Source organism: Litchfieldia sinesaloumensis, assembly GCF_900156865.1.
Lineage (GTDB): Bacteria > Bacillota > Bacilli > Bacillales > Bacillaceae_L > Ferdinandcohnia > Ferdinandcohnia sinesaloumensis.
On the sequence record NZ_LT732529.1, the window covers coordinates 174,971 to 196,452 of the forward strand.

Here is a 21,482-nt window from a genome sequence, read left to right on the forward strand (position 1 = left end):
AAACGACACCCTTTTACATAAAATTTATAATTTTTATAAAAAAGTGAAACCTTTTTCAATCAACTATCGTAAATAACATTGTAAAGAGAACTTCAAATGTCGTTTTGGAGGTGAATCTGTGGAAATATTCGGATATGATATCGAAACAGTCTATCTTATTGGCTTAGTTATTAGTGGAATTGGTACCCTACTCTTTATTTTGTTTGGTGATTTTCTTGAGGGAATGTTCCCAGACAGCTTTTTGAGTCCCACACTTATTTTTTCTTTCCTCACATTTTTGAGTGCGTCAGGTTATATTTTTGAAAAACTGCTTTCCTTTCATAGCATCGTAATTTTTATAATTTCACTTGTTCTAGCACTTATTTTAGTCACATTACTTAATGTCTTTGTTCTTATTCCACTATCCTCTGCAGAAGAATCAACGGCGTACAAGGAAGAGGATTTAAAAGGTAGAATCGGAAGGGTGATTACTTCGATACCGGTTGACGGCTATGGAGAAGTTGTTATTGAAGGAATCAGTGGAACCATTGCCAAATCGGCCAAAAGCTTTCACAATGAACCTATTCCATATGATGAAAAGGTTCTTGTAATAGATATAAAAGAAGGCGTTGTATACGTCTTGCCTTACCAAAATATGATTAATTAAAGGGGGATTTAAAGGTATGACTACTGGAATTTGGATTGTAATTGGAATTGTAGCATTCTTGCTACTAGCACTTATTGGGGTGTTTGTTACAAAGTACAGAACTGCAGGTCCAGATGAAGCACTCATTGTAACAGGGAGCTACCTTGGTGGGAAAAATGTTCATGTAGATGAAGCTGGGAATCGAATTAAAATAGTTCGCGGTGGGGGTACATTTGTACTACCGGTATTCCAACAAGCTGAACCACTTAGTCTCCTATCTAGTAAACTAGATGTCTCAACACCTGAAGTGTATACAGAACAAGGTGTTCCAGTTATGGCTGACGGGACTGCGATTATTAAAATAGGTGGTTCAATTTCAGAAATTGCTACAGCTGCCGAACAGTTTTTAGGGAAAAGAAAAGAAGACCGAGAAAATGAAGCTAGAGAAGTATTGGAAGGTCACCTTCGTTCGATTCTTGGTTCCATGACTGTAGAAGAGATTTATAAAAATCGAGAGAAGTTCTCACAAGAAGTTCAACGAGTTGCGTCTCAAGATTTAGCAAAAATGGGTCTTGTAATCGTTTCGTTCACCATCAAAGATGTGCGCGATAAGAATGGTTATTTAGATTCACTTGGAAAGCCGAGAATTGCGCAGGTAAAACGTGATGCAGATATTGCAACTGCAGAAGCTGATAAAGAGACACGTATTAAACGTGCAGAAGCAGATAAAGAAGCGAAAAAGTCCGAGCTAGAGCGCGCGACTGAAGTGGCTGAAGCAGAAAAAGTTAACCAGCTAAAAATTGCTGAATACCGTAGAGAGCAAGATATTGCAAAGGCACGTGCTGACCAAGCCTACCATTTAGAAGAAGCAAGAGCGAAACAAGAAGTTACTGAACAGCAAATGCAAATTCAGATTATAGAAAGACAGAAACAAATTGAGCTAGAAGAGAAAGAGATTTTACGTCGTGAAAAGCAATACGACTCAGAAGTGAAGAAGAAAGCAGACGCTGATCGTTACTCTGTCGTTCAAGCAGCAGAAGCAGAAAAAGCAAAGCAGTTGGCAGAAGCCGATGCGAATAAATATCGAATTGAAGCAATGGCGAAAGCAGAAGCAGAGAAAATCCGTATTGATGGTCTTGCAAAAGCAGAAGCCCAACGTGCACAAGGGGAATCTGAAGCAGATATTATCCGCCTAAAAGGTCTTGCAGAAGCAGAAGCAAAACAAAAAATTGCAGAAGCCTTCGAGCAATATGGAAGAGCTGCTATCCTCGATATGGTTATTAAGATGCTTCCTCAATATGCGAAGGAAGTTGCGGCACCATTATCAAATATTGATAAAATTACAGTCGTGGATACTGGTAGCAATGGGGAAAACAGTGGTGCCAATAAGGTTACAGGCTATGCAACGAACCTAATGTCTACACTTCAAGAATCGTTAAAAGCTTCTTCAGGTATTGATGTAAAAGAAATAATTGAGAATTTGTCTGGTAAAGGCAATGTGAAAAACAGTATCGACCAATTAACTGATGAATTAGTCCAATCAAGAAAAACTGAATCAACTGAAAAAGAATAATTGTCAAAGGAGAAGTTAGACCTACACATGGTTCTAGCTTCTTTTTTGGGGTATTGGGTAAAATAAACAAAAAAATATGTAACGTAAAGTGAACTTTTTACTTACCTTATTCGTATTATTAACGAAAATAATATCAAATCATCTCGGGGGAGAATTCATTGCATGGATGAAAAGGAACTAATACGTAGTGCAAAGCGTGGTGATTCACTCGCGTTTGCAATGCTTTTTAAGGAGCATTATCCTTTTTTAGTAAAATATCTTATAAAAGTTACAATGAAACCTGATATAGCCGAAGACCTGGCACAGGAAACAATGATGAAAAGTATGGAAAAAATTAAAATGTATAATGGCAAAGCAAAATTCTCCTCATGGCTGATAACAATAGCAACGAACTTATACATTGACGAACTCCGAAAGAAGAAACGTGAACATAATTATCAGCAACAGGAACAAGCGTTACGAAAAATGAAATGGCAATTTAATAACCTATCGGAGGATTGGAATGACGTCCTTAATGCACTGGGAAGGCTTTCTGATGAAATTAGAATTCCAATTGTGCTAAAGCATTATTATGGATATTCGTATGAAGAAATAGCTGAAATGCTTCATATCGCCATTGGTACTGTTAAGTCGAGGATACATAATGGAATCCATACGGTAAGAAAGGAGCTGAGACCAAATGAAGAAAAACAAACTAGTACTGCTAAACAACGAACAACAACATGAGGATGATCCTGAAACGGTTCAAGAAGTTAAAGAAGCACTTACTAAAATAGACAATCACTATTCGGTTTTCACTCCGGATTTACAAGTGTTTGAACAAATGGTAGCAGCTGAACAACAGAAACAAAAAAAGAAATTTAGACGTGATTTAACTGCATTTATTTTAATTGCTTTACTTATTATGACAGGCTTAGTTACTGCCTTTTTTCAACTACCACTAGCATTTATCATCATACAAGGTATTGTAACGATAGGCTTACCACTTTATAGCTACTTTGGTAATAGAAAAAAGGTGATGGGTGTACGATGACAACAGAAGATATCCGTATAATTATACCAGTCGTAATTTTAGTACTCATCCAAGGGTTTTGGCTGTTTTTAGATGCGAGAAAAAGGGGACATAATTATTGGTTTTGGGGTATTTGGGGCTTGATTCAGACGCCATTGCCAACTATTTTTTATCTCATTTTTGCTAGAAAAATTTATCGTCGTAAAGCAGGTAGGGAATGATGAGGAATATAGCGAAATATATTGTATTAATGATAGCTATTGTTGGACAAATCATAGGTATTGTTTTTTTGTTCATTGATATATCGAGGGCTTTAACGTTTTATGCCTTTTATATGGTTGCCATTATTTTATTATTTGCATTGTTAGTTTGGGAACGAAAAAGTGAGAAAAGGGAGGATGATGAAAATGATTATCGTGACTACTGATTTTGTACCAGGTAAAGAAATAAAAGAGCTAAAAGGGTTCGTTAGAGGAGGCACCGTTCAGTCGAAGCATATAGGAAGAGACATTATGGCAGGATTTAAAACAATTGTTGGAGGAGAAATTTCCGATTATACAGAAATGCTAGAAGAGGCAAGGCAAAAAGCGATTGGACGAATGGTGGATGATGCAAAGGCAAAAGGAGCAAATGCGGTTATCGCGATGCGTCTACAAACATCAGCTGTGATGCAAAATGCATCAGAAATTATTGCATATGGTACAGCAGTTTATGTAGAATAATCCCTTTTCAAGCTAGAATAGAAAGCCTATTCTAGCTTTTTTATTATAAAAAAGCCTTTCCTATGATAGGATAGACTCATTAAGATAGCAGGGAAGGTAGGGACCGAGATGAATGATCGCTATTCTCGACAAGAACTTTTTACTCCAATTAGAGCAGAAGGGCAACAGAAAATACGAAATAAGCATGTCCTAATTGTCGGTGCCGGTGCACTAGGTACGGGAAGTGCAGAAGGGCTTGTTCGGGCAGGTATAGGTAAACTCACTATTGTTGATCGCGATTATGTAGAATGGACAAATTTGCAAAGACAACAATTATATAGCGAAGAGGATGCAGCCAATCGTTTACCAAAGGCCGTTGCTGCTAAAAGACGATTGGAAATGATTAACTCTGAGGTGGAAATTCAGGCACATGTTATGGATGTTTCGATTGAGGAGATTGAAAATATTATTGTAGATATAGACCTAATTATCGATGCTACTGATAATTTTGATATTAGAATGCTCCTAAATGATGCATCACAAAAATTTAACATACCATGGATTTATGGGGCATGTGTTGGTAGCTATGGGATTAGTTATTGCATTCTGCCAGGACAGACACCATGTCTTCATTGCCTGTTAGAAACCGTTCCGATAGGTGGACTGACATGTGACACTGTTGGAATTATTAGCCCCGCTGTTCAAATGGTAGTAGCCTATCAGGTAACTGAAGCACTTAAATTATTAGTGGAAGATTATGAAGCGCTTAGAAACAAACTGGTGTCATTTGATTTGTGGAAAAACCAGCACACTGCTATTAAGGTCGACAGAGTAAAAAAGGAAGGTTGCCTTTCATGTGGTACCAATCCTACATATCCATATTTGTCATACGAGAACCAAACAAAGTCAGCAGTTCTATGTGGAAGGGATTCTGTTCAAATACGACCAAGCGATAAAATTGAAAGAGATTTAGATTCTCTGGCAGAACTTTTATCGGCTCAAGGTGGCAAAATTGAAAAGAATCCGTATCTCTTATCTTTTACAAAAGACCAAAATCGGATGGTTATCTTCAAAGACGGACGTGTTCTCATACATGGAACAAAGGATATATCAGAAGCTAAGGGCTTGTATCATCGTTATTTAGGATAACTAGTTAATTCCATATTCAGTTCTAAAAAGAACTCCTTCATGTCAGCGAAAACAGATTCACAAAAGATTCAAACGTTTGACAAAATGTTGCCTTAAAATACGCAAAAGTTGATTGAATTTGATGATACTCTATTATCATAAAAGGATAATGGGGGAATCAAAGTGGAAGAACTATCAATTACATTTAATATTGCAGCATCTTTGGTATTACTATTTTTCATTGGTGCAATAATAATAGAATCCTAAAAAAAAATCCACGCATGCGTGGATTTTTTAGTCTGGCGTATTTACCATGATTCCTGCTACTTGTTGGAGTCGCGCATAGAAGGCTTCAGCTGCATCACCAGTAAGTCCCGTTTCTTCGAATGCTTCTTTCATACAACGTAGCCATGCTTTAGCACGTGTAGGTGTTACTTCAAAAGGCATATGCCGATATCTCATTGCCGGTGGACCAAATTCATTACTATACAATGTTGGGCCACCTAAAAACTGGGTTAAGAACATATATTGTTTTCTTTTAATTTCCTCGATATCTCCTTCGAATAAAGGAGCTAAATCTGAATCAGCATATACTTTAGGGTAAAAAGCCTCAACTAAGTTTTCGATAGCATCGGCTCCACCAATTTCTTCATATAAATTATTCAATTTAAAATCCATCGTTTCACCACCACTAAATATTATATTATAAGTACTATACCAATACTAAAAACAACAAGGTGTGATTTGAATCACAATTATACTTAATCATTCCCATTGATGTGAATGTTTGCTATTATAAAAATAACCAGAAGAATTTGTGTTAGTGATAGCTATTTCTATTAATACTATCTTAAACAAAAACAAATTTTATTACAATTTAGGAGTGTGAGTTTTACGTGGACGATTTGCCACTGAGTACCATTATTTTGTTAGTTGTTTTAATCTTTTTATCAGCTTTCTTTTCTGCGAGTGAAACGGCTTTTTCGAGTGTTAACAGAATACGGCTCAAGAATTATGTAGATGAAAAACGACGTGGAAGTAAGAAAGCATTTTACATTACGGAGCATTTTGACAATGCACTTTCAACAATCTTAGTTGGAAATAATATCGTTAATATTGCTGCTGCGTCAATCGCATCTAAAGTTGCTACAGATCTTTTTGGAGGCAATACAGGACTTGTAGTCAGTACATTCGTAATGACATTACTCATTTTAATCTTCGGGGAAGTACTTCCAAAGTCATTTGCAAAAGAAAATGCGGAGACCTTTTCGTTACGAGTCTCAGGTATTCTCTTTTCATTAATGAAGTTACTGACGCCAATTACATATTTATTTGGATTATTGAAGGCAATGGCAGCTAAGCTTATTAAGAGTAATAATGATGCTCCATCCTTCACTGAAGAGGAACTTAAGGTAATGGTTGATATGAGTGAAGAAGAGGGCGTTATTGATAATAAAGAAAAAGAATTGGTACACCGCTCACTTGATTTTAACGATATATTAGTTGGAGAAATTTTAACACCTCGAATCGATATGATCGCGGTGGAAGTTAATGATCCTATTGAAAAAATTCGTGATATGTTTTTAGAAGAACGATTTTCACGTGTCCCAGTGTATGAAGAGAATATTGATAATATCATTGGGATTTTATCAGAACGTGAATTTCTAAGTCTCCTTGTTCAACAAAAGAAGATTAATGTTCGTTCTATAATCCGTAAACCGTTTTTTGTGGTAGAATCAATGAAAATTTCAACCTTATTGCCTGAGCTTCAAAAAAGTAAGACACATATGGCAATCGTTGTTGACGAATTTGGTGGAACATCTGGTTTAATTACGCTAGAGGACATAATTGAAGAGATTGTTGGAGAAATCTGGGATGAGCATGATGAAAAAATTAAGTACATTACTCAAATAGATGAAAATACGTATGAAATAAATGCAGATATGCCACTTGATGACTTTGCAGAGATCATAGGAATTGAAGAACCTGAAAGTTCACATCATTCTGTTGGTGGATGGATATTTGAGTCCTTTGAGAAGATTCCGGTCATCGGTGACACGTTTGATTATCACCATCTCACCTTAACAGTTGTAGAAGTCGAAAATCGACGAATAAGAAAAGTGAATGTAGAAGTTAACCAACCAATATTAGATATTGAAGATTAATTATATAACACGAGGGGACGGTTCTTTAAGTAATCCAAAATGGATAACGTAAAAGTGCCGTCCCCTCTTTAGCTACTGAATAATATCAGCGAGATCTGCAGGAATAGGTATTTTGTCATCAACATCATATTTTTTTTCAAATGAATGGTATTCAAAGAGAATCCCTTCCGGTGAGGATACTGATAAGTCTAGAATGTAGTCACCATGATCCCCTTTGGTTTCAAGATAAAATGTATTATCATCAATTTTCAGGTGATAAAAGTGATATTGAAACCCTAGAAATTCTTTTGTATCAAAACTCGTGTTCGGGTGGGTCGAAATGTACTGAGCTAAATCATCAATTGTGGCCATGGGTTTGTGCAATACAGTATTAATTTTTTCTTTTACAATTTGGGATGTAGTCGAAAATGTTTCCTTTGCCTTCGTTGTTAAATCCCGAATAAACTGATTAACTTCACTCAATCCGGATCTCTCCTAAAAAGGATTTTCTTAGTTAAGAATAATAATCCTGGTAGCCCTCGCGTGGAATTTCGACATTTTTACCTTTAACGTCATCAACTACGGCTTTAATTTCACCTTCCATGTAAGCATCGCTTACTTGTTCATGTGTTGTAGCAAGTCCAGATGACAATTGGTCATTCTTGCCGTAGTCCTCGATCTCATACTGCCTACCTGCTAACTCTTCTGTGCCGTTTTGTAATTTATCCTTCAAAGTAATCTCCTCCTACTCATAGTGTCATCATAATTAGTATCCCAACAAAATTTTGTAATAAGTCTAGTTAATAATTGGAACCTTAGACTGTGAAAGGGGTTGTTAATCCGGTAAGCGCTGCATGCCCGTACCAAGTGAGCAGCAAGGATAAAGGTAACGCAAGTAGTGCTGCATACCCGTAGCAAGTGAGAAGTAAAAAAGGTTACGGAAGCAATAGGGCAATTATAAATAAAAACGAGAGACACCCTTTTGGGGTGCCTCTCTAGCCATATTATTTAATTGTTATTAACCTTGACGTCCACTCATAGATTGTTGAGCGAATGATACTAAACGCTTTGTAATTTCTCCACCAACTGATCCGTTTGCGCGAGATGTAGTGTCAGCACCTAAGTTAACACCAAATTCTTGAGCAATTTCATACTTCATTTGGTCGATAGCTTGTTCTGCACCTGGTACTAATAATTGGTTACTGTTGTTGCTATTGTTGTTTGCCATTTTCCTTCATCTCCTTAAACTGATTTTTTTTGGTGGGTTACTCCGGAATTGCACCAGATATAAGGGTTTCCTTAGCCTCTAGGCTAACCCGTTTTATAAACTTTTCTAATGATGTTCGGTGGTGCTTGGTGAGTTGCTGTTGCTGTGTTTGTACTAAGTATTATGTGACGTAAAACGATTTATATTCGAAAATTTATCTACCAATTAATTCCTTTGAAATAGAAAGCATAACAGCCTCGATTCATCAAAAACTATTTGTAATAAATCTTGAATTATGAGTAGGAGAGAAGAGCATGGCTATTTGTCCATTATGTAATGGCTTTAATAAAGCAAGTTTCTCTTGTGCACAATGTGGAAGTACTCTTGAGGATTCTGGACGCATTATCGATTATTTTGACGACTATAGTGCATATATGCAAATCGATGACATGAAGAGGATAGATGGTTTTCAAACAACGTTACAAGACAATGAATGTGCTCATTTATTTTATTGTACAAACTGCCATACGGATGAGATCAAATTTATTAAAGAATAGGTACCATTGTAACTGCCACTTGGTCCAACAACAAAAAAAGTCGCCCAATGATGGACGACTTTTACTTTTTACTATTAATTATCGGATTCTTCGATCAGTTTCTACGTCGAAGAAGTGACACTTGTTCATATCGAACGCTAATTCAATTGTTTCACCTGGTTTTGCTTGAGTACGAGAATCAACACGTGCTACAAAGTCAGTTCCAGCTAACTGAGAGTAAAGCATAGTCTCAGCCCCAGTTAATTCAGATACTTCGATATGCGCATTGATTTTTGAACCTTGAGATGACTCAATGAATACAGGCTCATCATGAATGTCTTCTGGACGGATACCAAGGATTATCTCTTTGTTCAAATAACCTTGCTCACGAAGGACCTTCATTTTTCCTTCTGGAACCGCAATTTTTACATCACCAATAGTGAATGTACCATCTTTTAGTGTTCCAGGGAAGAAGTTCATTGCAGGTGATCCAATGAAACCAGCAACGAATACGTTCTCTGGGTTATCATAAACTTCTTTAGGAGCACCGATTTGTTGAATAATACCATCTTTCATAACTACAAGTCTAGTCGCCATTGTCATTGCTTCTGTTTGGTCATGTGTTACGTAGATTGTAGTTGTTTGTAAACGTTGGTGAAGCTTAGAAATTTCAGCACGCATTTGTACACGAAGCTTAGCATCAAGGTTTGATAAAGGCTCATCCATTAAGAATACCTTAGCGTCACGAACAATTGCACGACCTAACGCAACACGCTGACGTTGTCCACCAGATAGAGCTTTAGGTTTACGATTTAAATACTCTTCTAAGCCTAGAATCTTTGCAGCTTCCTGAACTCGACGATCAATTTCATCTTTCGGGAATTTACGAAGTTTTAGTCCGAATGCCATGTTATCATATACACTCATATGTGGATATAGTGCATAGTTTTGGAATACCATTGCGATATCGCGGTCTTTCGGAGCAACATCGTTTACACGTTTGTTATCAATAAAGAAATCCCCTTGAGAGATCTCCTCTAGACCTGCAATCATACGTAACGTAGTTGATTTACCGCAACCTGATGGACCTACGAATACGATAAATTCTTTGTCTTGAATATGAAGGTTAAAATCCTCAACTGCTGTTACTTTATTGTCGTATACTTTATAAATATGATCTAGAACTAATTCTGCCATTTTTTCTCCTCCTATTTTGAAAACGGTTTCGATAGTTAAAGTTTACTCGAGAGAGAAAAATGCGTAAATGTGTAAATTGCACAAAACGATGAAAGGGTTTTCGTGCATGTCTACGAATGATTAGATATTAGCTCTAAAATTAAAAATGCTCAATAGTCAAAATAGCTAAATAGGTAGTGACAGCGCCGTGAAAATGCTTAATATCAATCCCAGTCTTTTCAGTGAATTTTTCTATACGATATTGTAGGCTATTACGGTGCATGTATAGCCGTTTTGCTGCATTTGATACATTTAAATCACTCTCAAAGAAAACCTTAACCGTTTCAAGTAGCTCAAGGTCATTTTGAAGTTCCTCAGGGATTACATTTTTTAGTTGGTTGCGAAAATTCGTCCCCATCCCCTCTAGTAATAGAAAAGGGAAAATATCATGTAAACGATAGACTTTCTGTTTATGTAAAAACAGTCTCCCTTTCTGAAACCATTCTTTTTCAGTTTGAAAGAGGCGAGGTAAATCATTTGAAAGGGGGTATGTCTGTCCAATAAATAAGCGCAAATCTGTATAGAAATCACTAGTCAAAGTGACAGTAATTTCTTCATAAAGAATATCATCTATTGTTTCTTCATTTCTCGATTCAATCAGTACGCCACTCGAATCACTTTCCCATAAGAAGATGGTATTCATAGGCAAAAGTGCTTGAATGGCCTCTTGGAATTCTAACTGGTCTGTTATTGGTTGTTCAGCATGAAATTGAATAAATCTACATTGTGAAAATGAAAATTGATCAATTGCTAGGTTGCCCTGTTGATAATACAAAAAGTTATACCAAAAGGCCTGTGAGTCAGTCATATCATTGACATGACTACCGTATGGCGTGAAGAGTGAGGATAGAAGTGATGCTTCTTTCGTCGAAAGTCGTTCCTTTTTAATCCCAAAAAAGGTTCCTGTATCAACTGAAAACCAAGAGTATAATTTAGTTTTATAAGGTGATTGAGCGGTTACAAAGTCATCTTTATAATGGAGTTTTAAATTATCAATCATCAGAATTAATTCCTTTCGTAATAAAAAAATCTCCCTCTATTATAACAGAAGGAGAATGTGTCGCTAATTGATTATTCTATTACTTCTGGTGGATCTTCTTCGACAAAGTCGCGAGCTTCTTCTATGTTTGTTTTTCCGTGAAAACGATACACGCTTCCACCAGCCATTCCTTCATTAATGAAACGGTCAACATCCATGAGAACCTCATCTTTCCCTTCATATTGAAGGTCTTCACGTTCTTTCCCTTTTTTAGACATAAAAAAACCTCCTTTGGTACATAGTGTGTGAAGGAGGCGGAAAAATAATCATCGTAGATATCCATTAATTATCATAAACATGGAAGAGCATTAATTCATGAATTTGTTTTGTAATGTCATTTATGACGTTTAAATCAGGGTGATCCCCATGCCAGTCAATACTTCCATCCTTATTATATACTCCACTAAATTTTGTTCCTTGGTAGTAAAAAGAAAAACTCCAGCCAGGAATCTTGCTACTTTTATATAAAGGCTTCCATTGAAAATGTGAGATCATTGTAAACTCCTTAAGTAGTTATAGTTGCTTTCATTATAAGGAGTTTGGTTAAATTTTCAAGCCCTTTTTTACGGATGTGGGTCTCGTCGAATACCATCGGCTTTGAGTTAATCTCGTAAATAAAGAGTCCCCCGTCAACACTGCGACCAAGGTCAATTGAAAATTCTCCGACAAATTCTTCAATTTGTTTGTTTAATTCTTTTCCAATAATATAGACGAGTCGATTTAAAAGTGCTTCATCAAACCGTGGACGAACCCTTTCATATGGAATAATAGTGCCACCGTTTGGTACGTGAGTTGTAACTTCGCTTTCACCACTTAATCGAACTCCAATTCCGCTGATGGAATGTCCAGTACTGTCATAATCATAATGGCATAATAACCGTAAGTCATACCGTTTTCCATCATATGTGTCGTATGGAATGGCTTTTTGTAAAATAAAGTCCTCTTGAGCAAATTCTTCATCATTCTTCTCCCAAAATGAAGCGAGAGTTCGATAAATTTGTTTCCCATTTGGTGTTTCCACGATGATTTTATTTCGTTCCTTTTTTAGCCTGTAAATGCCAATACCTTTGGATCCACTAGCTCTTTTCAAATAAATGTCCTGATGTTTTATTAACATTGATTCTAGGTCGCTTAATTGCGTAAGTAGAATGGTCTCTGGTAGAAAGGAAATAAGAGATTGATTTCTTTTCAAAATTTGATAAACATTCCATTTGGAAAAGAAGTATGGATTAAAAAAGGGAATCCCTTTCATTTTTAAAAAGGAAACCACAGCATTAAAAAGTTGGGTTTCCTCAATTGGGCGATAGGGTATACGGTTATAAACTGTAGTAGGTAGAGGTACTTCTAGTTTTATCCATTTCATTAACGGTTTATAAAAGGTAAAGCACTGGACAGGGTGTTCCTGTAATGAATGTGGTGTAATAATTATTCCTAGTGCACCACGATCTTGTAAAGCTAAAACAATACTTTTTAAGTTTTGTAAGTTACCGATAAATGTATTGTCTGAGGATGGTGCAGTTAAAATTCCAATTAAAGGTCCAACACGGTTGCCATCTCTATTTACAGGAAAGGGGAGCGAATTGTTTTGCCTGCCCGCCACATAAGTTAAGATAGTATCCTCTTTTCCGAAAAGAAGGCCTTTTGGCTCTTCACACTGGTACCATTCTCGTCTTGCGATGTTGTAATAAATGGTACACATGTTCATTTAAATACTTCCTCAGGGGTTTTGATGGTTGTTTCAGTTAAATAGACAGCATATTGCAATGGAAGCCTGCTAGAGAGTTTATCATATTTTCTGAGCTTTGGATGTGAAAAGATGGAGCGGCCAGGCTTAGAATTTGCTTCAAAAAGCCAGACACTTCCATTTTTATCTAGCCCTAAATCAAATCCAAGTTCACCAATATGTCCTTTTTGTCTTGAATCGATGACCTCACTTAATAACAATGCTGCTTGTTTTAGGGAATCGGCTATTTTTCTGCATTCCTCGATATCATGGAATAGTTCAGTAAGTGTCCGAACAACTCCTCCGTTATTAAGGTGTGTAGTCACACTTCCTCGCCCAGAGATTTTACCCGCGATTACACTTACTTGCCAAACGCCTTTTTCATCTTTGTTTGTATGAACACGAAAATCAATTGATTTATGATCATGACGAATCAAATGAATTCCCTGTTGAACGATATAATGTTCCAATCGTTTGTTACGAAAATGAGTGTTGATGAACGATTCGATGGTAGAGAATCGCTGTAGACGATTATTTCCATTCTCGTCACGGTAACGACAGAAATAAGAGTCCGTTTCTCGGTCAAATAAAACTTGGTATATTCCTAAACCAAGGCTTCCGTTTGCAGGTTTGATATAGACATGTTGATATTTTGAAAGCATCCGTTCAATCAAGGAAAAGGTTGGATTTTTATGAGTTTCGGGTAAATACGTTGCAACACGGTGGTCACCCTCTAATAGTTGATGGATTTCCCATTTGTTAAAAAATCCAGGGTTAAACCATGGAATTAAGTATTCTTGATGTAGACGTTCTTTAATTTCACGTAAGGTTTTATGTTTTTCTGTTCGACGGTTTGGGAGGCGATCATATACAACATTAGGAAATGGAATTTCAATTGTTTCCCAACCATTATGACTATGAAATAATCCATGGATTGTACCTTTATCCCAATCAATATGTTTCGCACCAAAAATAAACACATACGCACCGACAACTTTTTCCTGTGCCAAAAGTTTTGCAAAGAATAAGGTACGTTCTCCAATTGGTCGAATCATCGATTCACTAAATCCAGCAGTGAAAATTCCAACCAAAGGACCGATATACATATTCCCATCATGGACAAAAACTTGCGTTGTACTTGTGTAAGGAATTTTTAGAGATTCAAAGATGTCTTCAGATATTTTGAGTTCTTGTTTATCACTCTGAATGACCTCGCATTCGCAGAAGGAGGTACCAAAATATATATGCTTAATTGTTTTTTTATATTGGATGGTTCTAGGCATATACACTTTTCCGAGTTCCTGTTTCGTAATAGTGAGTGGTAGTGGTGTTCGCATTTTTACAGCTCCTTTTTAATGTGTCCAGCTCCGGGGCGCCTTGCACTTTTTTAAGTAGAAAGTTTTGACTGTAAATAGTGACAATAGTGTAAGGGTGTTGTATAGAGAGTATCTTCAATTGATGGGTCAGTATCTAAAATTACCTTTCTACCAGGTTTTGAATTTGTATCTAAGATCCAAAGGGCTCCGTCCTTTGTAAGACCCAAATCTATGCCCATTTCGAATAGAGGTTCGAAGTGTTCTTCTAAAACATTGGGCAGCCTATTACTAATTGTATGAATGTTTTCTAAAAGTAATTGCTTATGAGAGATAGACATTTTTTCTGTCCAGGTATGAAAAGAATGAGTCTCACCGCCGCCACCTAAATTTGAGATAAGGTGACCAGGTAATCCAAGACGAATCCCACGGCCTTGTTCAACCCATTTTCCTTGGCCATTCTTTTGAAGCAAAATCCGGATATCAAATGGGCGGTTGTCTTCGTCGTGTAGTTGTAAGTATTCTTGTGATAGATACGGCTGTATAGAAACATTGGCATCAAGCCATTTTTTTAAATCACGTCTGGTTGTAAACTGTGTTTTATTTAGTTGCTTTGATTCCTTGTAGATAACCTCAACGTAGTTACGGTGTAGAAATAGTCCAATTATGCCTCTTCCCATTGAGCCTTTTTCAGGTTTAAGGATAAGTTGATGCTTTTTCATCAAGGTTCGTAGAATAGCAGAGGAGGAGTGAGCTTGCTCGGTAAAAGGGATGTAGGGTGAAAGTATTTCATCTTGGCACAACACATTGTAAATCTCCCATTTATTTGGAAGACCTTGACCGAGAAATACCGTATCTGGTCGACTTTTCAACCAGTTCATGATGGGTTGACTTTTAATAGATAACTCATCACTCGTGTAGAAACATCGATCATATAAAAACGTCGGAATGTCAAATATACATTGTTCCCACTTATTCGTTGTATGGTTGTATTGTTCACCGCGGATCATCTCCGAGGATGGTTCAATGGATGTTGGTGTAAATCTATAAAGCTGAATACCTAACTCTGGTGCCCGTTTTGCTATTTCAGTTGCGTACCCTCTCTCCTGATTTGGGTAAATTGTAACAAAACCCAATGGAATCATAGGACCCACTCCTTTCTTATCAATTTAAGTCAACTCGGAAAGATAGACACAATGTTGCAATATTGCTTTTGCACTTGGACGAATTCTAGTCGATACTCCATTCTGTTCTTGGTTTTTTGAAGGTTTTGTATTGACTTCAATAATGGTTGGTTTGCCATTTTCATCAAGTGCAAGGTCAATCCCAAGTTCAGCAAAAATGCCATCTGCTGTTCCGTCGATAATCTCTGCCACCTCAATTGCTAAATCCTTTAATAATCTTTTAATATGAGGAATTTGTTTTACTTCAAAGTTCTTTATAAGGACTTCATGAACCTTTTTAATTTCTCCTCCTCTTGCAAGATTAGAAACAAATTGGTCTTTTGAAGAAACTCGTGCGACAGCTGAGGTTATTTGCCACTTTTCACTTAATTGTTTTTGACAAAGTAAACGAAAATCCAAGGGCTTTTCCTCATACAATAGGAGGGGAATACATTGCTGAACAATGAATGTATGTTGTTTCAACCTTGATAAAAGAGACTGAAATAGGGAGGCAAAACTTTGATGAACAGTCTCAATTTCGCCAGAAAACGTTGTGTAATCTAAAAAGTATGAGTCATCCTCTAGTTTATGAATCCGGAAAATATTTCTCCCCTGACTGCCATGAACAGGTTTTACAAATACACACTGATAATTCTCAATCATGTCAAAGAGAACATCCTTACCAGTTAAAACAATAGTATCAGGCATATACGTTTGTAAATGTTCATGTTCCTTTAATATTTCATACACTTCCCACTTATTTAAAAAGTGATCATTAAAATAGGGAATACGGTTAATCTGCAACTCATTTGTAAAGTCAGTAAAACGTAGGGACTGCTCTCGTTTACGCGAGTGAATCCGATTGTGGACTACTTGTGGGTATGGGACAATCGACTTTTTCCATGTACCATCGAAAAAGACATACCCCATGTGATCATAGAATGTATTTAACGAGAATACATAAAAAAGTACTCCAATTTCATTTGCATATTTCGATAATTCCTCGCAAAATTCCTCTATAGAACCTAATGATATGCGACTTTTTTGCTCGGAAACATCTGTTAATAAACCGACGACTGGACCAATTTCTAATTTGCTATTTCCTTTTTTTTGAAGAGTAATTGAAAAAGTCTCAGCTGGAAGCTGTAATTCACGTAGAACACTTTCACTACATTGAATAACAGGTTCGCTCTCATTAATAGATACGATTTCAACGTTAACACTATTCCTACTGCAGTGTATTTCAATACTCTGTTGTTTTTGTAGGCTTAATTTCTTAAAAATAATTTCACTCATTTTTATTTGAAAGGGGGAGACCTGCTTATTTGTAACAGGAATTACCTCGATAAGAATTTTTTCCGTCATCTCGATAACCTCATTTGCTTAACTTGACGTTCAAACACTATAATTGATAAGGTGATAAAAAATCTTGAACTTAGTTTTTGATGTCTAGCTCTAGGCGCCAACGGCTCGAGGACACTAGTCAATCGCTTCGGAAGGCAAGAACGCCTTCTGTCAGCGCTTATCATGTACTCGTTGCCGCTTTGCGGACACCTTGCGCTGTTCTGGTCTGGGCGAAAGCCTGATACCGTATCGTATGAAAAAAACATAAAAACTGTGAGTGAAAATTAAAGGGTGAGTTATATGAATGTATTTTTAATGATTCTATTCATGATGGTAATTGGAGCCATCATAGGGGGAGTAACAAATTCGCTAGCAATCAAAATGCTATTTCGTCCGTATAAAGCTATATATATTGGCGGAAAACGGCTACCATTTACCCCTGGATTAATTCCAAAACGAAGGGATGAACTCGCTTCTCAGCTGGGTAGAACCGTTGTTGAGCACCTTCTTACTCCTGAAAGTCTTAAAAAAAAGCTACGAGACGAGAATTTTGTCAACACAATTGAAGGATGGGCGAAGGAAGAAGTCGAAAAACTTCTCGACACAGAAAAGAACTTCATCGAGCTTACTGCACAAGTTGGGATACATAAATTCGATGATTTGGCAGAGGGAAAACTACTAAATTTTATTGAAACAAAATATGAAGGCCTGCTAGATGAAATAGGCCAAAAGGAGATTGGAGAGGTCATTCCTGAGGAACTGCTAGAAAAAGTAGAAATGAAGTTTCCTGGCGTTGCTGAATATATTACTGCAAAAGGCATCGAGTATTTTGAGAGTGAAGAAGGAAAACTTCGACTAAAAAGAATGATAGACGATTTTCTGTCTACTCGTGGGATGCTCGGAAATATGGTTCAAATGTTTTTAGGAAACACAAGTCTTATTGATAAAATACAACCTGAGATCATTAAGTTCCTTGGCAACCCAGGAACGAAGGAACTTTTACAATCATTAATTGAAAGAGAATGGAATAAAGTAAAGGCTTGGGAGGTAAATCAAATTGTTGATCAGGTAGGTTCAGACAAAATTCTAACCTTCCTTAGAGAACAAACACTACAAATCATTCCAATCAAAAAATACCTCGGAACTCCGGCCAATGTTGTATTGCTTCCTTATAAGGAACGTATACTTAACGATTTTGTCCCTAAAGGAATTGAGGTAGCTGGCGAATTTGTAGCAAATCGTATTGAGAAAATGATGAAGAGTCTTAAGTTAGAAGAGATTGTAAAAGACCAAGTTGGTACATTTTCTGTGGAACGTCTAGAAGAAATGGTCTTAGGCATATCAAAAAGGGAGTTTAAGATGATTACATACTTAGGTGCTTTACTAGGTGGTATCATTGGTATCTTTCAAGGGATTATTGCACAACTTTTCCAATAAGAGTCAGCAAATATACCTTTATTGAATATGTTTAACTTACCGTAAGCTTTCTCAATGTCTTGCCCCTCGAGAACACAACCCAATCCGTCAAGTACTTGTCGGGGCTGTTTCAGACGCTTGCGCTTTTCTATCAGGGATGAATTATTTGGTAATGTTTGTTATAGTGGAAAAGAACCATTTTGCTCGTAGTAAATCTAGATAAAGGAGGTAGGTAAAATGGGTGTAAATTTATATGATGTTGCGTATGGTGTTGAGAAGGCGATTCGAGAGAGCGAAGAGTACCAAAAGCTTAAGCAACTTTATGATCAAGTGAATAATGACGAAGGTGCAAAGAAACTTTTTGAAAGCTTTCGTAACATTCAGTTATCCCTTCAACAAAAACAAATGATGGGTGAAGATATTTCACAAGAAGAGGTAGAACAAGCTCAAAAGCAAGTTGCCCTTGTTCAACAACATGATACAATTGCACAACTTATGGAAGCAGAACAACGCATGAGCGTAGTTATCGGAGAATTAAACCAAATCATGCTTAAGCCACTTGAAGAATTATATGGCAGTATGGATCAACAATAAGGACGTGACTAGAACCCTAAGCTTGAATAGCTAGGGTTCTTTTTTATTTCGTCTATTTATGTAAGTGGTACCAGCGATCGCCCATATTCGGGTAAGTCTTATGTTCTAATCAGTTTCATTTTTTCATAACCATATGTATAGGGACACTCAACTGAAGAAGGAGGACCTGCTATGTATAGGTTACTAGCAATAAATGTGGATGGAACATTACTTCGTTCGAATGGTCGGCTTCAAAGCGGTACAAAGGAAGCTATTGATTATGTTCGAGCAAAGGAAGTTTATGTGACTCTTATAACAAGACGTCATTTCGCATCTACTAAAAAAATTGCGAAGGCATTAAAATTAGATTCATTGCTAATTACACATAATGGAGGATTTATTAGCCAAGATTTAGATAATCCTATTTATGTAAAGCGTATTAAAGAAGAGAAAACATTTAATATTGTCCAGGTTTTAGAAAACTTTAAGTGTAGCATTCGCCTCCAACACGAGAAGTTTTCAATTGGTAATCGAATGCGGTTCCCAGGTAACCTAATAGCAAAAGCGATGTTTGGCTCTGGAGATCCACTGTTTTATCCCATGCAGTTTGTCGATTCATTAGGTGACCATTTAACAGATAATCCTGTTGCGCCACCTAAAATAGAAGTTTTTTCGCAAAGCGAAAATGAGCTTACTATTATTAAGGAAACAATACTTGAGCATTTCCGGGACATTCAAGTTTCGATAACAGAGCCACATAAACTAGAAGTTACCCCTTTTGGTGTTTCTAAGTTAAGTGGATTAAAAGTCTTAGCTAATCAATTAAATATTCCATTACATGAAACAGTTGTTATTGGAGATTCTCTTGATGATATTGAAATAATTGAATCTGCTGGGTTAGGGGTTGCCATGTGGAATGCCCCAAAAGAAGTAAAGTTTGCAGCTGACTGGATAACGCGCTCTAACAATATGAATGGTGTCTCCTATATGATTAAAGAGCATTTCAGAAAGCAGCAAAGAATTGAGTTTTTAAATCAAATAAAAATTGGAAAATAAAGTGAGTTTAACTTCGCCTCCACTGATAGTGGGGGTTTTTTAATGTCAAAATGGCAAACCCAAATTCTCATATTGATTAAAAAACGTACATTCTGTACACTTAAGTCAGTCATTTTTAGAAAAGGTGAGGCAAAAAGATGCGAATTTTGTTTAATGGGCTAGGGGATGATCGATTTAATCGACCATTACAGCTCATCACGAATTTATTTTACGAAGATAGTGAAGTTTCCAATTCACAATTAGAAAATCCTGATCTTATCGTAGACGTTCAATATGAATATAGTAATCCTGTGATTAGCACATATGCCAAACTGACTGATGTAAAGTCTGGCATAGAATATGAGGGGAGCTATAGTAAGGAATTTCCGCCATTTGATAATGATAAAGAGCTCTTTAAAAAAATCAAAAATGCTGTATCACATGTATATGTTACAGTCTTGCAAGATTTTACAGGTGTTATTCAGCCTTGGGGAATGCTCACTGGTATACGACCGACAAAACTTTTACACAAGAAGATTAGAGAGGGTGTATCTCCTGGGTTTGCTCATAAACAGCTTAAGGAAGATTATTTAATTACCGATGAGAAAATAGAATTAATGCAGCAAATTGTCGACCGTCAGCTTACAATGGTACCCGATTTATACCAACTACAAGAGGAAGTAAGTATTTATATTGGCATTCCTTTCTGTCCAACCAAATGTGCGTATTGTACGTTCCCTGCCTATGCAATTAATGGAAGGCAAGGCTCAGTTCATTCATTTCTGGGTGGGCTTCACTATGAGATGCGAGAAATGGGCCGTTGGCTAAAAGAAAATAATATTAAGATTACAACTGTTTATTTCGGAGGTGGAACTCCTACTAGCATTTCGGCTGAAGAAATGGATATGTTGTATGAGGAAATGTATCAGTCCTTCCCAGCAGTGGAAAATATTCGTGAAATCACTGTCGAAGCGGGAAGACCAGATACAATAACACCAGAAAAACTAGAAGTACTTAAAAAGTGGAATATTGACCGAATTAGTATTAACCCACAGTCCTATATCCAGGAAACGCTAAAAGCGATTGGGCGTCATCACACCGTCGAAGAAACAATTGATAAGTTTCATCTGGCAAGGAACATGGGGATGAATAATATTAATATGGATTTAATTATTGGTCTCCCTGGTGAAGGCATAGAGGAATTTAACTACACACTTTCAGAAACAAAAAAACTAATGCCAGAGTCATTAACGGTTCATACTCTATCTTTTAAGCGTGCATCAGAGATGACGAGAAATAAGAAAAGGTACAAAGTTGCTGGTCGTGAAGAAGTTATTGATATGATGAACAATGCTTCCTCATGGACAAAAGAAAATGGGTATGTACCATATTATTTATACCGAATGAAGAACATTCTTGGAAACTTGGAGAACGTCGGCTATTCACTACCTGGGCAAGAAAGTATCTACAATATTATGATTATGGAAGAAATGCAAACGATTATTGGGCTTGGATGTGGTGCAGCAAGTAAATTTATCGACCCAGTAACCGGAAAAATAACTCAGTTTGCAAATCCTAAGGATCCAAAATCCTACAATGATCATTTTGTTGAATACACAAATAAAAAAATTGATATCTTAAACAATCTATTCGGAGTATCAAAAGGGGTATAGGAAATTATACCTCTTTTTATTAACTAAAAAAAAGGATTTTT

26 protein-coding genes are annotated in these 21,482 nt (G+C 36.7%); 14 read left to right on the top strand and 12 right to left on the bottom strand.

Going from position 1 to position 21,482, the window contains the following annotated elements; genetic code table 11:
* The first annotated feature begins 118 nt into the window (after nt 1-118).
* The 8 genes from CZ490_RS00875 to CZ490_RS00910 all read left to right on the top strand — a co-directional run bounded on the left by CZ490_RS00875 (nt 119) and on the right by CZ490_RS00910 (nt 5,060).
* Nucleotides 119-646 carry an NfeD family protein gene (locus CZ490_RS00875; protein WP_077617102.1) on the top strand — a complete coding sequence of 176 codons (528 nt, stop codon included), beginning with the start codon at nt 119-121 and terminating at the stop codon, nt 644-646.
* 16 nt (nt 647-662) lie between these two features.
* The gene (locus tag CZ490_RS00880) at nt 663-2,198 is read left to right on the top strand and encodes a flotillin family protein (protein ID WP_077617103.1); all 1,536 of its coding nucleotides are present in this window, start codon (nt 663-665) and stop codon (nt 2,196-2,198) included.
* Nucleotides 2,199-2,360: 162 nt separating this feature from the next.
* Nucleotides 2,361-2,924 carry an RNA polymerase sigma factor SigY gene (gene sigY, locus CZ490_RS00885; RefSeq protein WP_077617104.1) on the top strand — a complete coding sequence of 188 codons (564 nt, stop codon included), beginning with the start codon at nt 2,361-2,363 and terminating at the stop codon, nt 2,922-2,924.
* The gene (locus CZ490_RS00890) at nt 2,878-3,231 is read left to right on the top strand and encodes a YxlC family protein (protein WP_077617105.1); all 354 of its coding nucleotides are present in this window, start codon (nt 2,878-2,880) and stop codon (nt 3,229-3,231) included. Before sigY ends, CZ490_RS00890 begins: the two co-directional genes overlap by 47 nt.
* Nucleotides 3,228-3,431, top strand: a complete 204-nt coding sequence (locus CZ490_RS00895; RefSeq protein ID WP_077617106.1) for a sigmaY antisigma factor component — start codon at nt 3,228-3,230, stop codon at nt 3,429-3,431. Before CZ490_RS00890 ends, CZ490_RS00895 begins: the two co-directional genes overlap by 4 nt.
* Nucleotides 3,431-3,637 carry a hypothetical protein gene (locus CZ490_RS00900; RefSeq protein ID WP_077617107.1) on the top strand — a complete coding sequence of 69 codons (207 nt, stop codon included), beginning with the start codon at nt 3,431-3,433 and terminating at the stop codon, nt 3,635-3,637. The genes CZ490_RS00895 and CZ490_RS00900 overlap by 1 nt, the downstream gene beginning before the upstream one ends.
* Nucleotides 3,618-3,932: a YbjQ family protein gene (locus CZ490_RS00905; RefSeq protein ID WP_077617108.1), complete on the top strand. Its 315-nt coding sequence runs from the start codon at nt 3,618-3,620 to the stop codon at nt 3,930-3,932. The genes CZ490_RS00900 and CZ490_RS00905 overlap by 20 nt, the downstream gene beginning before the upstream one ends.
* Nucleotides 3,933-4,040: 108 nt before the next feature.
* The gene (locus tag CZ490_RS00910; RefSeq protein ID WP_077617109.1) at nt 4,041-5,060 is read left to right on the top strand and encodes a thiazole biosynthesis adenylyltransferase ThiF; all 1,020 of its coding nucleotides are present in this window, start codon (nt 4,041-4,043) and stop codon (nt 5,058-5,060) included.
* A 273-nt stretch (nt 5,061-5,333) separates the two neighbouring features.
* Here CZ490_RS00910 and CZ490_RS00915 read toward each other — a convergent pair whose 3' ends face one another.
* Nucleotides 5,334-5,717: a globin domain-containing protein gene (locus CZ490_RS00915; protein ID WP_077617110.1), complete on the bottom strand. Its 384-nt coding sequence runs from the start codon at nt 5,715-5,717 to the stop codon at nt 5,334-5,336.
* 218 nt (nt 5,718-5,935) lie between these two features.
* On the opposite strand from CZ490_RS00915, the gene CZ490_RS00920 reads away from it, so the two are divergent.
* Nucleotides 5,936-7,204, top strand: a complete 1,269-nt coding sequence (locus CZ490_RS00920) for a hemolysin family protein (protein ID WP_077617111.1) — start codon at nt 5,936-5,938, stop codon at nt 7,202-7,204.
* Nucleotides 7,205-7,276: 72 nt separating this feature from the next.
* Here the strand turns inward: CZ490_RS00920 and CZ490_RS00925 are convergent, their stop codons facing one another.
* From CZ490_RS00925 to CZ490_RS00935, 3 genes are all read right to left on the bottom strand, one after another.
* The gene (locus tag CZ490_RS00925) at nt 7,277-7,666 is read right to left on the bottom strand and encodes a hypothetical protein (protein WP_077617112.1); all 390 of its coding nucleotides are present in this window, start codon (nt 7,664-7,666) and stop codon (nt 7,277-7,279) included.
* Between the two features lie 31 nt (nt 7,667-7,697).
* Nucleotides 7,698-7,916: a YozQ family protein gene (locus tag CZ490_RS00930; protein WP_077617113.1), complete on the bottom strand. Its 219-nt coding sequence runs from the start codon at nt 7,914-7,916 to the stop codon at nt 7,698-7,700.
* A 285-nt stretch (nt 7,917-8,201) separates the two neighbouring features.
* Nucleotides 8,202-8,411: an alpha/beta-type small acid-soluble spore protein gene (locus CZ490_RS00935; protein WP_010283556.1), complete on the bottom strand. Its 210-nt coding sequence runs from the start codon at nt 8,409-8,411 to the stop codon at nt 8,202-8,204.
* 293 nt (nt 8,412-8,704) lie between these two features.
* Here CZ490_RS00935 and CZ490_RS00940 point away from each other — a divergent pair, with 293 nt between their 5' ends.
* Nucleotides 8,705-8,947, top strand: a complete 243-nt coding sequence (locus CZ490_RS00940; protein WP_077617114.1) for a hypothetical protein — start codon at nt 8,705-8,707, stop codon at nt 8,945-8,947.
* A 78-nt stretch (nt 8,948-9,025) separates the two neighbouring features.
* Here CZ490_RS00940 and CZ490_RS00945 read toward each other — a convergent pair whose 3' ends face one another.
* The 8 genes from CZ490_RS00945 to CZ490_RS00980 all read right to left on the bottom strand — a co-directional run bounded on the left by CZ490_RS00945 (nt 9,026) and on the right by CZ490_RS00980 (nt 16,765).
* Complete coding sequence (locus tag CZ490_RS00945) at nt 9,026-10,123, bottom strand: ABC transporter ATP-binding protein (RefSeq protein WP_077617115.1); 1,098 nt, start codon at nt 10,121-10,123, stop codon at nt 9,026-9,028.
* A 139-nt stretch (nt 10,124-10,262) separates the two neighbouring features.
* Nucleotides 10,263-11,162 carry a PucR family transcriptional regulator gene (locus CZ490_RS00950; protein WP_077617116.1) on the bottom strand — a complete coding sequence of 300 codons (900 nt, stop codon included), beginning with the start codon at nt 11,160-11,162 and terminating at the stop codon, nt 10,263-10,265.
* A 71-nt stretch (nt 11,163-11,233) separates the two neighbouring features.
* Nucleotides 11,234-11,419: a hypothetical protein gene (locus CZ490_RS00955; RefSeq protein ID WP_077617117.1), complete on the bottom strand. Its 186-nt coding sequence runs from the start codon at nt 11,417-11,419 to the stop codon at nt 11,234-11,236.
* A gap of 64 nt (nt 11,420-11,483) precedes the next feature.
* Nucleotides 11,484-11,696: a YheE family protein gene (locus CZ490_RS00960; protein WP_077617118.1), complete on the bottom strand. Its 213-nt coding sequence runs from the start codon at nt 11,694-11,696 to the stop codon at nt 11,484-11,486.
* A gap of 10 nt (nt 11,697-11,706) precedes the next feature.
* The gene (locus CZ490_RS00965; protein ID WP_077617119.1) at nt 11,707-12,906 is read right to left on the bottom strand and encodes a YheC/YheD family endospore coat-associated protein; all 1,200 of its coding nucleotides are present in this window, start codon (nt 12,904-12,906) and stop codon (nt 11,707-11,709) included.
* Nucleotides 12,903-14,261 (bottom strand): YheC/YheD family endospore coat-associated protein, encoded by a 1,359-nt coding sequence (locus CZ490_RS00970; protein ID WP_077617120.1) that lies wholly within the window; start codon nt 14,259-14,261, stop codon nt 12,903-12,905. The genes CZ490_RS00965 and CZ490_RS00970 overlap by 4 nt, the downstream gene beginning before the upstream one ends.
* Before the next feature lie 50 nt (nt 14,262-14,311).
* Entirely contained in the window at nt 14,312-15,382 is a 1,071-nt protein-coding gene (locus CZ490_RS00975; protein ID WP_077617121.1) for a YheC/YheD family endospore coat-associated protein, read from the bottom strand.
* Between the two features lie 24 nt (nt 15,383-15,406).
* Nucleotides 15,407-16,765: a YheC/YheD family endospore coat-associated protein gene (locus tag CZ490_RS00980; protein WP_077617122.1), complete on the bottom strand. Its 1,359-nt coding sequence runs from the start codon at nt 16,763-16,765 to the stop codon at nt 15,407-15,409.
* A gap of 279 nt (nt 16,766-17,044) precedes the next feature.
* Here CZ490_RS00980 and CZ490_RS00985 point away from each other — a divergent pair, with 279 nt between their 5' ends.
* The 4 genes from CZ490_RS00985 (at nt 17,045) to CZ490_RS01000 (ending at nt 21,441) form a co-directional block, all read left to right on the top strand.
* Nucleotides 17,045-18,181, top strand: a complete 1,137-nt coding sequence (locus tag CZ490_RS00985; RefSeq protein ID WP_077617123.1) for a DUF445 domain-containing protein — start codon at nt 17,045-17,047, stop codon at nt 18,179-18,181.
* Nucleotides 18,182-18,397: 216 nt separating this feature from the next.
* A complete protein-coding gene (locus tag CZ490_RS00990) occupies nt 18,398-18,754 on the top strand; it encodes a YlbF/YmcA family competence regulator (protein ID WP_077617124.1) in 357 nt (118 codons plus the stop codon).
* Between the two features lie 171 nt (nt 18,755-18,925).
* On the top strand, nt 18,926-19,789 hold the full coding sequence (locus CZ490_RS00995) for a Cof-type HAD-IIB family hydrolase (protein ID WP_077617125.1): 864 nt from the start codon (nt 18,926-18,928) through the stop codon (nt 19,787-19,789).
* A 137-nt stretch (nt 19,790-19,926) separates the two neighbouring features.
* Complete coding sequence (locus CZ490_RS01000; RefSeq protein ID WP_077617126.1) at nt 19,927-21,441, top strand: coproporphyrinogen III oxidase; 1,515 nt, start codon at nt 19,927-19,929, stop codon at nt 21,439-21,441.
* Nucleotides 21,442-21,482 lie beyond the last annotated feature (41 nt).